The organism is Vibrio sp. 10N.247.310.23 (assembly GCF_041467155.1).
Lineage (GTDB): Bacteria > Pseudomonadota > Gammaproteobacteria > Enterobacterales > Vibrionaceae > Vibrio > Vibrio crassostreae_C.
On sequence record NZ_JBFSTZ010000010.1, the window covers coordinates 93,447 to 109,546 of the forward strand.

The following is a 16,100-nucleotide window of genomic DNA, read 5'->3' on the forward strand; positions in this document are numbered from 1 at the left end:
GCCCTAGACAATATCAAGGCTACTGAAAAGATCGTACAGCTGGTGAGATTTATAGGGTTTAGGTAAGTAGGCGTTCATACCGGCTTCAAAACAATCTTTGATGTCTTCTTCTAGAACACTGGCGGTTAAAGCTATGATGGGTAATGGTGTGACTTGTTGATCGGCTTCCCACTGACGTATCGCACGAGTCGCCGTTATGCCATCCATAACAGGCATCATGCAGTCCATTAAGACTGCATCAAACTGAGCACCCTGGGTGATGACATCCACCGCTTCTTGGCCATTACTGGCAATCAAATATTCATAACCCGCTTGCTCAAGGAAGAAGCTCGCTATTTTTTGATTCATCAGATTGTCTTCAACGATCAAAATGCGTCGATTCAGAGAGCGAACTTCTTCATCTTTTGCTTCCACTTGAGGCGTTTGCTCTTCGCCCACATCGAGAGATTGTAAGCTGGTTAAGAAACGTCGGCCCAAGAATGGCAAGGTATGAGTCGAGTGGACCGTTTCTCTGATTAGGTTGGTTTTAAATAGGTGATGCTGACAAACGATGACGCGAGCAAGAGGATATATCACCTTCAACGTCGCAAGATCTTTTTCCATAGAGTGGTGCAAGGTATGACAATAAAGTATGAAGTCACTTTCTTTTACACTTTCACTAAGAGCAGCAATGGATGACACCACATTGGCTCGAACATTCAAACGCTCACACTCTTTAACGAGCTGATCGAGGTAATTGAAAGAGTTCGAGATGATGGTCGCTCGGCTCAGGTTATCGAAAGTTTGAACAGGCGCTTCTACAACATCGACATACAAACAAAAAGTGAATGTAGAGCCCTCTCCTTTCACTGAACGCGCGGTAATGTAACCACCCATCAAATCAACAAGCTGTCGACAAATCGCAAGCCCTAACCCCGTACCGCCAAATTGACGGGTAATGCTGCCATCTTCTTGAGTGAAAGGTTCAAATATGGACTCTAACTTCTCGGGCTCAATCCCAATCCCGGTATCAGACACGCTGCATTCAAGCTTGCCCCTGCCCATAGACATAGGTGTATAAGCAATGTCAGTTGTAATTGTGCCCTTAGACGTAAATTTGATGGCATTAGAAAGCAGATTGGTCAGCACCTGTCTCACGCGGTACTCATCGAAAAACAGTTGTGACGGCGTTTGATAATCGATATTGATGTCGAGCTCAATATCCTTACTTATCGCTTTCGACTGAATCACACTCACAGAGTCATAAACCGCTTCTCGCAAATCAGCATTGTGTGGTGACAACATCAAGTTACCCGACTCGATTTTAGACAGGTCGAGTATGTCATTCAGCAGCACCAGTAAAGAGTGAGAAGACGATTCGATATCCCCCAGTACTTCTTGTTGATTTGGGCTCAGTTGGCTTTGAGATAAGATCTCAGCCATGCCAATGATCCCGTTAAGTGGCGTGCGTATTTCATGTGACATATTTGCTAAGAATGCGCTTTTGGCTTTGTTAGCCGAAATCGCGTCTTCTTTTGCTGTTATCAACTCTTTGTTGTGCAGATAGTTGCGTTCCATCACTCGATTTAGGGTTTCAGTGAACTCGGCAAGCTCATCGTTCCCTTGGATACGAATCACCTTTGGCTGGCCGTAGCTATCAGCGCATTCCGACACACCTTTCAAGATAATCGACAGGTTTCTGTTTAAGCGCAGAGATGTCGCAACCCCAAGCCACATCAAAACACCAGAAGCGATGAGTATAAGCAACGTCATGACCAAGGTTTGCCTTTTCTGCAACGCGATATTCTTGGTCAGTTCAAACTGTATTTGATTGGTGTAAGCGCCAATCGCGTTTGAAATAGCCCGTTTTTTAACCTCTAAGCTTTTCAAGTGTTGATATATTTCGGGTGATGAAAAGTCCCCTTTGAGGATTCGAGATGTAAATTTGTCTTGGAATTCATCTTTGGCGACAGCGTTTAGCAACTGTCTAATGTTTGGAGAACGCGTATCCGAACGGAAAAATGTATCTAATAGCTGTTGCTGCCTCTCTAGAGCAGCGACATAGCTAAGCAAGTATTGGTTTTTAAACTCTGGGGAGCGATTCAAACTGAAGCTTAACCACGCTTCTCTCTGAGTCCAAAACACATAATGCGTAAGATTGATAAACATCGCTTCAGCTTGACCGATATTTTCATCGACTAAGGCCATACGATATTCAGACAGCTCCATCAGCACGTCTTTTAACAAGTCGAAAGCGCGCTCTGTCAATTTTCTGCTGTCTGTCGTTTCAGGTGTACTAGCTAGGATCATCAACAACTTTTTCAATTCAGCTAACTGAGGGTCAATACTCCAATTGCTGTCGAACCGTTGAAGTCGCATTCCATACTGAGTCAGTCTATCCAGTTCTGATTGCAGTGTTAAAAGCAACTGACCTTTCTCAGGGGAATCATTAGACAGCACCAACCATCGATAAGCATCACTTGAAACCGTATTAAAAAATTGAAGCGCTTCGACCTTAATACGCGTTGTTTCAAGGTGATTCATCTTCTCATCGTTCTTAAGCACTTCATTCACTGTAAACCCGAACATAATGAGTACAGAAACCGTGGAAAGAAAAATAAGACGCCATCTAATTGACATATTTATCATTTTTATAACGACTCCCTTCCCGAAAGTAATTTACCTAGCCCAAATTAAGAATAGGACATTAACAGGGGGTTATTGATCAAATTGGATATGAACAAATGATACTCTGAGCCCAGAACGAAAAATTAGAATCAACAGGCATCCAAAACAGGGCTTTAAAGCGGAGGAGTCTGCTTTACTAAGTGAGATTGAGACAAGCCGATTTTAGACAAGTGAACGTTACGTGAGAGAGGTCTACTCGAGGAGGTTTCTACAAATGAGATGTAAGCAAGCGAGGTTTTAGTGAGCAAAATGTAAACAAAAGACGTTTTCTCCAGTTATTATCACCGGCATAACAAGTACACATCCACATTCTGCGGCTCAACTAGACTGTGAATAATGACTCTGCGTGCTAACAAAGTGGATAGTTAGGTTAAAATTGTGACATCCAATCGTTTGCGTGATGCACTTTTCACACTCAAGCTAGGCTTATTCAAAGGTCAAACATCAATACTCGTTAATTCCCTTATTTATCGTTTACTGTTTACGTGTAACTTGAGTTAGCGATCACACCTTTAATGTTCAATATGACCTGTATTACATATTATCCTTTGAATTGAGTATTTTTTGACGAAAAATAAGTGCTACAGATTATTAAAGTCAATAGTCTTTATCGACGTTCAAATCTTGATTTATGGCTAATATAAAGCCAATTTACAGATATTTTGTCTGCATTTATTTTTCCTAGCAGAATAACCCGTCGTACCTTACAATCCTGCCACATAAAAATTACAAGTTACACACAAGGTATATCAGCACATTTAAGTGGCAATAAAGACCACAGACTGATGCCTCAAATCCCCTATGCTGATTGGCTTCCCTACAACCGCCATGAATGCAGAAACTTAACGTGAAAGGTCCCGAGTAAAGATGAGTCCCGAAAAGCACCTCCTAGATTGGCAAACTAGTCAAACCATTGCTGAATCCATCGCTCCAACTTTAGGTCAGTTATACCGTCAAAAAGGCGTAGAAGTTATCCTCTTTGGTAAGACCTTAGTTAACGCGACAACTATCGACATCATCAAAGCTCACCGCATCGCAAAACGTTACACTGGTTCTCCTCTTACAGCAGAACAGACTCAACCTATTATTCAACACCTTCTCTCTATGGACTTATCTCCATGTCGTATTGATGTTGGTCGCCTTGCGCATTCATTCTGGCAAGATCGCGAAGACACACATGGGTTGGATGATTTCCTACAAACTGCACTTATCGAATCGCTTGAAGGCGATGCAATGACAGAACCTCGTGACGTTGTATTGTACGGTTTTGGTCGTATTGGCCGACTGCTAACTCGTCTGTTGATCGAGAAAAGTGGCCCGGGGTACCCACTGCGTTTACGTGCAATCGTTGTACGCGGCGGCAAAGATGGCGACCTAGAAAAACGTGCAAGCCTGCTTCGTCGTGACTCTGTACACGGCCAATTCAACGGCAGCATTGTTGTAGACCAAGAACGCAAAGCGATCATCGTTAACGGTAACTTCATCCAAGTTATCTACGCAAACAAACCAGAAGAAGTGGATTACACGGCTTACGGTGTTGAAAATGCACTTGTGGTTGATAACACAGGCGTATGGCGTGACGCGGAAGGCCTGAGCCAACACGTTGCGTGTAACGGTGCGAAGAAAGTGCTACTGACTGCACCTGGTAAAGGCGACATCAAGAACGTGGTATTTGGTGTGAATGAAAATGTTATTCAGCCAGAAGACACCATCATCTCTGCAGCAAGCTGTACTACTAACGCAATCACGCCAGTATTGAAAGCGGTTCACGACAAGTTTGGCGTGCTGTCTGGTCACATCGAAACGGTGCACTCATTTACCAATGATCAAAACCTAATCGATAACTTCCACTCGGGTGATCGTCGTGGTCGTGCTGCATCATTGAACATGGTACTGACATCGACTGGCGCTGCTAAAGCAGTATCAAAAGCGATGCCGGAAATGGAAGGTAAGCTAACAGGTAATGCGATTCGCGTTCCTACGCCAAACGTTTCAATGGCAGTTGCGAACCTAAACCTTGAGAAAGGCACAAACAAAGAAGAGTTGAACGAGTACCTGCGTGAAATGGCGCTGTCTTCTGCTTTGTCTGCACAAATTGATTACACAGACTCGACTGAGATTGTATCTACCGACTTGGTTGGCTCTCGTCACCCAGGTGTGGTTGACGGTGTGGCGACTATCGCACAAGACAACCGTGCCGTGCTGTACATTTGGTACGATAACGAGTTTGGCTACAGCTGCCAAGTTGTTCACTGTATGGAACAGATGATGGGTGTACGCTACAAGACATACCCAGAAGTTTAATTAACTTCGCTCTTGTAGATACGTCCATCGCAACAAGCTCCACAACATAATAACTATATCTGCGAAGTCTGTATGGACTTCGCAACCCCTTTTGTTTTACTCCCCCGTATAAACAAGAGGGTTGCCACTTAGATCTGCTCTCTCTAACTGATCTAGGTGGCCTTTTTACATCTAGCGCCCTAACTTTTATCGCTATAATAAGATCTTGTCTTCATCACTCTTGCACAGCTTTACGTCTGTTATAACTCAACCTCAACATCTGACTGAATCGAGCTTGAACATGCAAGCACGTAGCCCTGTTCAATCTGCTCTGGCGTCAATGTTTCTTGGCTGCTTGATTCCACAGATCCTTTGGTCACTTTGCATTTACACGAACCACAAATCCCACTACGACAAGCGATAATAATTGGAACGCCTGCTTTTTCTAATGAATCCGCCAATGGTGTGCCAGTTTCCGCTTCAACTTCAGCGCCGAACGCAGGCACAAATACCTTAACAGCACTATTCGTATCGTCAGCAATTTCGGCGTTTGACGCTTCTGATTGAGCATCCTGAGTAGCAGGAGTAAAGCTTTCTTGATAGAAGTTATCCATGTTGAACTCAAGCTCTTTCAGATAACTCTCAATATCTTGCATGAAGCCGACAGGCCCACACAGGTAAACCGTTCTATCTAAGATATCTGGGCTCAGTTTCACCAACCAGTTTTTATCTAAACGACCTTGAGGGGCGGTTGTTCCTTCGTTGTCTTTTAACAGCAGTTTTAAGTTGAAATTCGCATGTGATTCATCGAGCTGATGAAGTTCTTGAAAGTAGATAGTCTCAAGCTTGTTGCGTGCCATGTGGACGAAATCAATCTCAATGTCACTGTCACTGTCTTGAGACAGCCAATATTTTACCATCGCCATTACGGGTGTAATGCCACAGCCCGCACTCACTAGCGTTACTTTCTTTGTTGCCGTTGGCATGCAATCAATACAGTTAAACGCGCCTGCCGGCTTCAACACAGAAACCTCGTCACCTTCATCAAGCTCATCAACAATAAAGTTCGAAACCAAGCCACCTTCCACACGCTTGACCGTCAACTTCAGGCGGTTATCTTCGGGGCAAGAAGCCACGGAATAAGCACGGTAATCCGTTTTCGTCGGCATATCTAAACCCAAGGTGATGAACTGACCGGGCTTAAAATTGAAATGTAAATCTTGTGGAACACTGCCAAGCTCAAAGCTGACCGTATCTGGCGTCTCGTGCCATTTCTTTAAACACACTAAATTGATTGAATCGCTATCCGACCATGCATACATAGTTCACACACCTCACTGATACTAAAGAATTAAATCTAAAAAGCCCCGCCGCTGCACGTTCCTAGAGAACAGCAACAACGGGGCTTGGGAGTGGGCTTAGATTAAGCCGCTAAGATTGTTTTAAGATCTTGCTCTGGCGTTGAGATAGAACGCATATCGAACTCGTCTTGAATAATCTTTAGTAGGTTTTCAGTTAGGAATGCAGGCGCTGTTGGGCCTGTGTAGATACCTTTCACACCCAGTGCGAACAGAGTAAGCAGGATAACGATCGCTTTTTGCTCGAACCAAGAAAGAACAAGTGTTAGTGGTAGTTCGTTGATGCCACAATCAAACTCTTGAGACAGCGCAAGAGCAAGCTGAATCGCTGAGTATGCATCGTTACATTGGCCAACATCGAGCAGACGTGGAATACCGTTAATGTCGCCGAATTGGTTTTTGTTGAAACGGAATTTACCACATGCCAATGTCAGGATTACTGAATCTTCTGGCGCTTGAGCTGTGAAATCTGTGTAGTAGCTACGTTCAGATTTGTCGCCGTCACAACCACCCACTAGGAAGAAGTGTTTGATGTTGCCTTCTTTCACTTGTTCAACAACCGCAGGCGCTGCTTCCATCAAGGCGTTACGACCAAAACCGACAGTGATCATTTGCTCGATCTCGTCATGCTTAAAGCCTTCTTGCGCAAGAGCACAATCGATCACTGCACTGAAATCGTCACCTTCAAGGTGAGCAACACCCGGCCAGCCTACGATGCTACGCGTAAATAGGCGGTCAGCGTACGAGCCCACATCTGGGTTAAGCAGACAGTTAGATGTCATTACGATCGCACCTGGGAAGTTCGCAAATTCTTTTTGCTGGTTCTGCCAAGCGCTGCCGTAGTTACCCGCAAGGTGTGGGTACTTGTTTAGTTCAGGGTAGCCGTGTGCAGGTAGCATCTCACCGTTGGTGTAAACGTTAATGCCCTTGCCTTCCGTTTGTTGAAGGATCTTTTCTAGATCATGCAGGTCGTGACCAGAAACAAGGATACAGTGACCTCGCTTCGTCTTCACATTCACGGTTGTTGGTTGAGGGTGACCGAAGGTATCTGTCTCGCCTTTATCCAACATTTCCATGACCTTGTAGTTCATTAAGCCGATCTGCATAGACGTATCTAACAGTTGTTTTAGGTCTGATGGATCTGTGCCTAGGAACGCCATGATTTCATGGTATTCAGCGAAAATAGCGTTATCAGTTTGACCAAGAACACGTGCGTGATCCATGTAAGCTGCTGCACCTTTTAGACCGTATAGGCAAAGAAGGCGAAGACCAATCACATCTTCGTGTTGAGAGTCGTGACCACGGTTTACCGCCGCTTGAGGGGCAAGCGCCAATAGCTCTGAAGAGTCCGTTGGAAGGTCGAATTGAGCAGCAGCAGAAAGCGCTGGGATCTCAAAACCAATCAATGTCGCTGCCGCGCGAACCTGTTGCTCTAAACGCTGCTTGAATTCATGGGACTGTTGTGCGAATTCGATGATACGAGCAGGGTCGAAGTTAACGTTGGTTAGTGTTGCGAAAAACGCTTTTGGCGCCCACTCGTCGATTTCAGTATCAATAACATCACACGCACGGCCCAAATTGGCCCAAAAAGAAACACCTTGAAGAGAATGCACCAACACGTCTTGAAGGTCGGATACTTCCGAAGTTTTACCACACATACCTTGTGCGAAAGAACAGCCTTTTACGGTTGGGGTTTGAATTGTTTGTTCACATTGAATACAGAACATATAAGGGCTCCAGTAATTTTTATTAACTGTAAGTACTTTGCTTACAGTGACTTATTCCAACCCCTATAGAGCATCAAGCGTGCCAACTTTTAACATATTGATTTTATTAAACTTAGTTTTATTCCATGTTTTTAGTGCGTGATTATGACTACATATAAACTCCCTAACAGCACACATCCGTGTCATAGTGACTCTCAGAGATTTATTAACGGCGTTCATGTTTCGTTCAGAATAGAAGCGATAAAGTAACAACATAGAAAAAGAGGAATGAATATGAAAAATATATTAGTTACGATTGTTGCATTGTTTACTGGCCTTTTGGCGTTATTCACAAGCTTGATCCTTGCTATTCCTTTAGCTATTGCAGCTTTAATTACTGGCAAGCGCATTCAGAATCAAATGAAGAAACAAGGTTTCGCAGCTCATATGAACACTCGTCAGTCATCAACCAATGATGCCGGTGTTATTGAAGGTGAATACGAAGACCTTTCAAGCAAAAAGTAACCTAAACTTTAGTTTCAGACATAGTGAAAGCACAACAGATACAAGATTACATAATGCAAAGAAAGCCCCTCCTAGCACTGCTAGCCTTAACGACTTTAAGTCTCGTTGGTTGTTCCAACGAGACACCGATACCCGCTTACGAAACATCTCCAGACTTGCCTAGCTATCAGCAAGACAGCTTTGATGCCTACGTCAATGACACACAAGATTGGTTATTGAAAAACCGCGTGTTCATGACGGAAGACAAGCAACTCGAGATCCAACTCAATTCACCAACCGAGTATCAACCAACCTCGCCAAACGGCAAGGCGGTATTATTGGTTCATGGATTAGGCGACTCACCTTACTCATTTAAAGACATCGCTACCCATTTGGCAGAGCAAGGTTACTTAGTGAGAACCGTATTACTTCCGGGTCACGGCAGTCGCGTGGGTGATTTAATGCAGCCGAGCCTAGAAGATTGGCAAGGTGTGGTGGCTCATCATACGAAGTTACTTGAGCAAGAGTATGATTCTGTTTGGCTAGGCGGCTATTCAACCGGCGCGAACCTCGTGACTTCACAGGCGATGAACGATCCAAAGATCTCTGGGTTACTGCTGTTCTCACCTGCGTTTCAACCGAGCTCGTCTGCCGTTCAATACGCGGGACTAGCAAGCTACTTTGTCACTTGGGCGGATCAAGATCCTGAAGACAATGTGTTGCGTTACAACTCGTTGCCAATGAATGGTGCATCGGTTTACTACGAGACATCAGAAGTCGTACGTGGTGACTTACAAGATAAACACTTCGATAAACCAGTTTTTATTATGATGAGTGAAGGCGACAGCGTGATTGACACCAACTACGTTCAGCAAGCCTTTACTGAATCTATGCCGAATCCAAACAATGTGTTGGTTTGGCAAGGAGAGACGACTCTCGAGGATCCTCGCGCTGTTCAGTACAGCATGAAGATCCCAGAGCAACGCATCTCGAACGGCTCTCACATGGGCTTACTGTTCTCACCAAACAACCCTTATTACGGAATCAATGGTAGCGAGAAGATTTGCTCCAATGGTCAGGCAGAAGGGTTTGAAGAACAATGCAATGCAACCAGTGAGGTTTGGTACTCAGCTTGGGGGTATCGTGAAGAAGGGAAGAACCATGCGCGTTTGACCTACAACCCCTACTTCTCAGACTCGATGGCGAAGCTAGATGCCGTACTGAACTCTGAAGGCTAATAAGCTCAAGTCTTCCAAAAGCTAATCCAGAGAAATCAAAAAGGCTCACTAGATAACGTCTAGTGAGCCTTTTTTAATGAGTGTCGTTTCTGGTGAACGTCTAGGGTCTGTTGACCTTTAGAGCTGATTTTTGCAGCACTTTGTGGGAAATTTCTACAAGGCAGAGGCTTTGAAGTGTAGCTAGCCTACATGAGAAGCCGATAACGCAGTAGAAATGAACCACAAAGGCTGCCCGAAGGGTTCGACTAGAATCGTTTTATGCTTTGTTAAGAAGTATTAACTTAGAATGACTAGGCTACATACTCCTTGCCGCGCCTAAAACGATTCTATCTCGAACAAAATTTAACCACTAAAAGTTAACAGACCCTAGTTACTTATTCTTATCGTTTACTGCTATATCGTCCACACCACGCGAACAGCAAGCAGGATCAGCACCACGCCAGATAGTCGATCAATCAACTGAGCTTTCGAGCGAATACGTTCAACAATCAACGGGCTAGACAGTACCAAGGTGATAAAGGTGTACCAAAGGCCGTCGACAATCAGCGGCGTTGAGACAATAATCACTTGATTGGTCAGTTCATTACCTAGCGCTACAAATTGGCTAAACAGAGCGATGAAGAACAATGCGATCTTTGGGCTCAAGATAGAGATCAAGAAAGCCTCACGAGCAGACTGCATGTAACTCATCTTTTCACCCGCTTCTAATTTCGCGGCAACACCACCTTTCGAACGTAACGCATTAACGCCAAGATAAAGCAGATAAGCAGCCCCCGCTAAGCTAATACCTTTAAATAACATTGGGGATTGCTCAAGCACAACGGCTAAACCAACAATGGTTGCGAACGCATAAATACCGATACCAGCAGCGTGTGACCAAGCTGCGATAAGCCCGTTCATACGGCCACCAGCCAAACTGTGTTTAGCGATCATCGCCAAGCTTGGGCCCGGAGACATTGCACCCAACAAGCAAATCGCTAATAAAGAAAACCAAATTGTTACTGTCATCATTCCATTCCTAATAAAATAAAGCGTTCCAGCTGAACGCTCTACGCTTAATACTCAATACTTGGCACTTACCATAATTCGCAGGAGGTATTATTTGAAATCAAAGATTATCATCACACCTATGATTTCAAGTCATACTGATATTGTAACTCGACTTTTGCATGGCTTGGAATGCTTTTTCTCGCGCCCATTTGTGGGCAGAGTCGTTGTCATATTTAGGATGCCACATTAACCAATAGGTATGCATTTCCGTATCAAATGGCAACGAAAAGTAGGTAGTATCGAGGTGTCGACCTAGGTTATAGGCGATATGTTCTGGCACGATCATCAGATAGTCGTCTTGCAATAACACAGTACCAGCAGATGAAAAGAACGGAACCTGTAAAGCCACTCTTCGCTTCAGCCCTTGCTTCTTCAATGCTATGTCCGCGTAACTGTCTTTATCTCCACCACCCGTCACTTTGATGTGAGAGTAGTGAACAATATCTTCTGCACTCAAAACCGCTTGTTGAGCCAGCGGGTGCGACTTTCGCATCAAACACACCGACTTATCTTCACCAAGTTTGATACTTGAGACATGTTCTGGCTTTGTGGGAAACATACTGGAAGCCAAATGAATCCCAGACTCGTTCAGTGCTTCAAGGTAGTTTGGCTGCCACAATCGATAAGCCAAATTAATGTTCGGCGCTTCAGCAGACACCTCTGCCACAATCACAGGAAGAATATACTGAGCGACATAATCACTCGAAGACAACACCAATTCACCCTGCCAGTCTTGCGGCTCGAAGGGTTTATCATCTAACAGGTGGTCAAACTCGCCAAGCAGGTCGTCGAGTTTACCTTTGAGTAGCAATGCACGGTTGGTCGGCACCAGTTTGTTGCCGTCACGGACCAGCAAAGGGTCGCCACACAAATCACGTAACTGGCTGAGCTGACGGCTCACCGCGGATTGTGTGATATGCAAACGTTGGGCGGCACGGCTCACATGACACTCTTCAAGAAGTACATGCAGTGAACGCAGTAGGTTTAAGTTGATATTGCCTAACATGAATGCACCGTCGCATTCTGTTTGTTGAAAAACTCGGTCAAAACCGTATGAGTCATTAAGTGGCGAAGATCCGGGTAACTTTGCAGCTGATCGCGAACTCGGTTCAAGCTCTCCATGCTTTCCACTTCCACGTACAACATCATATCTGTCTCACCGCTAATAGAGTGGCACCATTGCACCTCATCAATACTCTGGATTTGTTTCGCGTAAGACTCACAACTATGGTCACTACTCGACATGTCGAACTTCAACAAGATATAAGCGCACACATTCTTCGTTTGGTTGGGTTCTGCCACTTGAGCGCAGTAGCCCGTAATCACTTTGTCGCTTTCCAGTTTCTTGATTCTGGCGTTCACCGCTGAGCGCGAGAGGCTGACATCTCGGGCGATATCGCTCACTGAGCATCGTGCATTGGTTTTGAGAATATCCAAAATCTGGCGATCAAATTTATCCATGCTTCTGATTCTTTTCATTTATTGTTCTATTTATAACGCCTAATTTGACACAACTTTCCTACTTATAACAGCCATTCTGACAGCCGACACTTTCACACTGAATCGGATTAATACCGTTAAAATGACGGTGTCTTACGACGTTTCGCTAGCTGTATTATTGATGTCAACAATGTATGCTCTCAATCATAACTTCTCACACACCAGAAGAAAGTTACTGGAAGACCGTGACCAGAATCAAATAGCTAGGAGAGCGAATGACACAACTCAAACAAGAAATCACGCTTATTTCAGGAATCGGACAACTCTCGACGACCTTGCTAGGCACTGGATTATTTATGATCCCTGCGATCGCAGCAGGCATTGCAGGACAGTTGTCTCTTCTCGCTTGGTTAATCCTGTTTATCGCTATTTGCCCGATTGCACTGACCTTCGCATCATTAGGAAAACGCTACCCGAATGCAGGTGGTACTGCCTATTTTGTGCGCCAGGCGTTTAGCGAGCGATTAGAAACAAGCGTGGCGTGGTTGTTTGTGAGTGTTATTCCTGTCGGTATTCCAGCGGCCATTGCACTGGCTGGTGGTTTTGCTCAACAATTGTTACCCGCACCTCTCGATACACCACTTGGTGCTCAATCCTTTACCGTCGCCCTGCTTATTGCCGTCAATTTGATGGGCAGTAAATCTTCTGGCCGACTGCAAACCGTGATCGCATTGTCGATTTTTGCCTTAGTCAGCGCTTTTGTTTGGAAAGCCGACATCACGGCAACCGATGTTGCTCTTCCTGCCATCTCATCCAATTCAATGTGGTCTATCGGCGCTGCTTTAGCTGTCATGTTTTGGTGCTTTGTCGGAATAGAAGCTTTTGCTCACATGGGAGAGGAATTCAAAAATCCACAACGTGACTTCCCAATCGCCATCATTGCAGGCTGTTTTGTTGCGGGGCTAGTGTACTGGGCTTGTTCAGTAGTGATTCTTAAGCTGGGTGCTTTCGGTTCATCTGAATTCGATGCCGCATCCATCCCTTGGGTAACAGAACAACTGTTTGGTAATGGCTTCAAAACCGTCATCAGCGTGCTGGGGTTCTTTGCTTGCTTTGCCAGCCTAAACCTTTACACACAAAGCCTGTCTCGGATGATCTGGGCTCAGGCCCGCCAACACAGCCCTGCAAGTCGAATGGCTCAACTGAACAGCCGCGGCGTACCGCTCTACCCAACGTTAGCAATTGGCTTTGTCGTGCTTATTTCGTGTGTGATTGGTGAGCTGTCTAATTTAGACCTTGAGTTCTTTCTCAAGCTCGCCAACGGTATTTTTGTTCTGGTTTATCTGCTCGCAATGTTAGCCGCTTGCCGATTACTAACAGGCGCATCTAGATACACTGCCGTGCTTTCATTGGTCATCTGTACCTTGGTGTTTATCTGTTTAAGTTGGTCGATGCTCTATGCTGTGACTGTTTTTGTGACATTGTCACTCCCTTGGCGGAAGTGGCTAGGTAAAGGTAAACCCACCGTCTCTATCGACAAGTTGTAACTCGATAAATGATGAATCGACAAGCTGTAAACGATACCTACCAATATCACTGATAAAAAAGCCGAGCGATCTGTTTGATCTTCGGCTTTATCTCAGCCAGACGGATATTTCCAAACCCTAGCACCGCCCCACTCCAATCACGAGCATCACTCGAACCGTACTCATAAAAATCAAACGGACGAATGATGATATTTTGAAGATCAGCTCGTCGGCTCCACTCATGTTCAGATATACCTTGATACCACTTCACGGTCACATGTAGCCCTGCCGCCTGACTGATCACTTCAAGATCACCGTTAAACTCGCTTTCAATCGCTTCTATCATCGCTTCATACTTGAGTTTGTATGACCGACGCATCTTTCTAATATGACGCAGCAAGTCGCCTTCTCGAACAAAATCCGCCAAAGCTTCCTGTGTGTGGGACGCCGTGTCTCCAGTGAGCGCGTCTTTGATCTCAAGACACTTCGCCACCAGACTTTCTGGTACCACTAAGTACCCTAATCGAAGGCCATTGAACATAACCTTACTCAGAGAGCCGACATAGATGATGCGATCATCGAACCCCAACTTTCCCGCCAACCCTTGCATGCAGGTATAAGGGCGATGAGCAAACTGGAACTCACTGTCATAGTCATCTTCAATGATCCATGACTGATGTTGATTGGCCCAATCGATCAGTTTAAGGCGCTGCTCAGTATTTAAAGTCGTGCCCATTGGGTATTGGTTACTCGGTGTGACATACAGAGCCTTAGCATTACTGGCCAACACTTTCTCAATATCCAACCCCACCTTTTCACGCACACTTACACCTTCTAACTCTAGTCTCAACAGATCGATAATTTTATGTACTTGTCGATAACCGGGTTCCTCCACGAGGATTTTGTCGCCCATCGCTAACGTTGCCATTAATCCGATTGAGATGGCTTGCTGCGCACCTGCGGTGATGATGATTCTGTCGGCATTACAATGAACGGAACGACTGCTTGCAAGATACCCACTCAACGCTCCCCTCAAGGCTGAGCTTCCCTGAACCTCTTGATTGCCCGCAATGTTCTGACGTGTAGAGTGACGTTGCAGCAACCTCTGCCATTTCGCAAAAGGGAACGCATCTAAGTCAGGAACTCCTGGGGCAAAGCTGCGGTTAATGTCGTTAGGTGTCGCTATGTTTGTACTCGGTTTACTGACTGTTTGTTTGACCTTCGGATCCTGAACACTGTTTGGCTTAGACAAACTTAGAAAGTGTTCTGGTTGTTCAACCGAGACATAAAACCCTGAGCCTTGCTTACTCTCGATATAGCCTTCAGTAACCAGTTGTTCGTACGCATAAATCACCGTATTTCGACTCACCGATAACTCGACAGCCAACTTACGTGTTGAAGGTAACTTACTGCCCTTGCTCCATAAATCTTGAACGATCTTCTCTCTTATCGCGTGGAACAAGGCGGTTTGACGCGTGCCGTGTTGTTCGTCTAACTGTAGATCACCGACATCGATAGGCTGCATAACTGGATCCAAATAGTGTTTAAAAGTGGCTCTATTTAATAGACCAGTTAATCGCTACATTAATCAAAAGGCAATGATTAAGGAGCGATTATGTTATCTAACACGAAAAGAACCACGATTAAAAAAGGGGCTCACAAAGCCGTATTTGAACAAGAGAAACTGCACCAAATTATTGATGAGAGCTTAATCGCACACATTGCATTGCAGGGCGAACAAGGACCAATGGTCATCCCGATGCTCGCGTGGCGAGTGGGTGATATAGTCTACATTCATGGAGCTAAAAACAGTCGCCTACTAAAAGGACTAAAAAAGGGAGAACCAACCTGTTTAACGTTCACCTTGTTCGATGGTTGGGTGCTGGCTCGTTCGGCATTTCATCATAGTGCGCATTATCGTTCTGCTGTGGTATTGGGGTCATTTTCAGTCATCGATGACAATCAAGAAAAGGATCGCTTGTTGAATATCTTTATTGAGCAAATCGCACCGGGCAGAACCGATGAAGTGAGGCTCAGTAATGAAAAAGAACTCACTGCGACCGAGTTGTTGGCGATACCTTTAACAGAAGCTTCCGTGAAGATTGGTAAACATGGAGTGAATGATGATAAAGCCGATATGGACATTCCAGTTTGGGCTGGCGTATTACCCTATAGAACTGTTGTTGGGCCGTTAGAAACCGTTCCAGAACAAGAAGGCATCATTGAAACACCAGATTACCAACAAGCTTATGGTGAACGCTGGTATCAGAATTAACACTCGAAGATGGTGAACTTGATAAAATTGTATACAATCTGAATTACAAAAAT

Annotated in this window: 12 protein-coding genes; 5 read left to right on the forward strand and 7 right to left on the reverse strand. The window is 44.9% G+C overall.

From position 1 onward, the window contains the following. Positions 1-3: 3 nt before the first annotated feature. Positions 4-2,568: an ATP-binding protein gene (locus tag AB6D93_RS09875; RefSeq protein ID WP_102332009.1), complete on the reverse strand. Its 2,565-nt coding sequence runs from the start codon at positions 2,566-2,568 to the stop codon at positions 4-6. A gap of 966 nt (positions 2,569-3,534) precedes the next feature. Here AB6D93_RS09875 and AB6D93_RS09880 point away from each other — a divergent pair. Continuing rightward, positions 3,535-4,971 carry a glyceraldehyde-3-phosphate dehydrogenase gene (locus tag AB6D93_RS09880; protein ID WP_017068649.1) on the forward strand — a complete coding sequence of 479 codons (1,437 nt, stop codon included), beginning with the start codon at positions 3,535-3,537 and terminating at the stop codon, positions 4,969-4,971. 239 nt (positions 4,972-5,210) lie between these two features. On the opposite strand, the gene AB6D93_RS09885 is transcribed toward AB6D93_RS09880, so the two are convergent. Both AB6D93_RS09885 and hcp read right to left on the reverse strand, forming a co-directional pair. After that, on the reverse strand, positions 5,211-6,272 hold the full coding sequence (locus AB6D93_RS09885; RefSeq protein WP_102332008.1) for a hybrid-cluster NAD(P)-dependent oxidoreductase: 1,062 nt from the start codon (positions 6,270-6,272) through the stop codon (positions 5,211-5,213). Positions 6,273-6,373: 101 nt separating this feature from the next. After that, positions 6,374-8,035 carry a hydroxylamine reductase gene (hcp, locus tag AB6D93_RS09890; RefSeq protein WP_102332007.1) on the reverse strand — a complete coding sequence of 554 codons (1,662 nt, stop codon included), beginning with the start codon at positions 8,033-8,035 and terminating at the stop codon, positions 6,374-6,376. 273 nt (positions 8,036-8,308) lie between these two features. Between hcp and AB6D93_RS09895 the strand changes: the two genes are divergently transcribed. Together AB6D93_RS09895 and AB6D93_RS09900 are read left to right on the forward strand one after the other, a co-directional pair. After that, positions 8,309-8,539, forward strand: coding sequence for a hypothetical protein (locus AB6D93_RS09895; RefSeq protein WP_017061777.1), 231 nt, complete (start codon positions 8,309-8,311; stop codon positions 8,537-8,539). 53 nt (positions 8,540-8,592) lie between these two features. Further along, a complete protein-coding gene (locus AB6D93_RS09900) occupies positions 8,593-9,756 on the forward strand; it encodes a carboxylesterase (RefSeq protein ID WP_017061778.1) in 1,164 nt (387 codons plus the stop codon). Between the two features lie 393 nt (positions 9,757-10,149). Here the strand turns inward: AB6D93_RS09900 and AB6D93_RS09905 are convergent, their stop codons facing one another. From AB6D93_RS09905 to AB6D93_RS09915, 3 genes are all read right to left on the reverse strand, one after another. After that, positions 10,150-10,764, reverse strand: coding sequence for a LysE family translocator (locus tag AB6D93_RS09905; protein ID WP_017061779.1), 615 nt, complete (start codon positions 10,762-10,764; stop codon positions 10,150-10,152). Positions 10,765-10,891: 127 nt separating this feature from the next. Beyond that, positions 10,892-11,812 (reverse strand): LysR family transcriptional regulator, encoded by a 921-nt coding sequence (locus AB6D93_RS09910; protein ID WP_017061780.1) that lies wholly within the window; start codon positions 11,810-11,812, stop codon positions 10,892-10,894. After that, positions 11,806-12,267 carry an Lrp/AsnC family transcriptional regulator gene (locus AB6D93_RS09915; RefSeq protein ID WP_017061781.1) on the reverse strand — a complete coding sequence of 154 codons (462 nt, stop codon included), beginning with the start codon at positions 12,265-12,267 and terminating at the stop codon, positions 11,806-11,808. The genes AB6D93_RS09910 and AB6D93_RS09915 overlap by 7 nt, the downstream gene beginning before the upstream one ends. A gap of 254 nt (positions 12,268-12,521) precedes the next feature. Between AB6D93_RS09915 and yjeH the strand changes: the two genes are divergently transcribed. After that, positions 12,522-13,793 (forward strand): L-methionine/branched-chain amino acid transporter, encoded by a 1,272-nt coding sequence (gene yjeH / locus AB6D93_RS09920; protein ID WP_102332006.1) that lies wholly within the window; start codon positions 12,522-12,524, stop codon positions 13,791-13,793. Between the two features lie 46 nt (positions 13,794-13,839). Here yjeH and AB6D93_RS09925 read toward each other — a convergent pair whose 3' ends face one another. After that, positions 13,840-15,297, reverse strand: coding sequence for a PLP-dependent aminotransferase family protein (locus tag AB6D93_RS09925; RefSeq protein WP_102332005.1), 1,458 nt, complete (start codon positions 15,295-15,297; stop codon positions 13,840-13,842). A 90-nt stretch (positions 15,298-15,387) separates the two neighbouring features. Here AB6D93_RS09925 and AB6D93_RS09930 point away from each other — a divergent pair, with 90 nt between their 5' ends. After that, positions 15,388-16,047 (forward strand): pyridoxamine 5'-phosphate oxidase family protein, encoded by a 660-nt coding sequence (locus AB6D93_RS09930; protein WP_017061784.1) that lies wholly within the window; start codon positions 15,388-15,390, stop codon positions 16,045-16,047. Positions 16,048-16,100 lie beyond the last annotated feature (53 nt).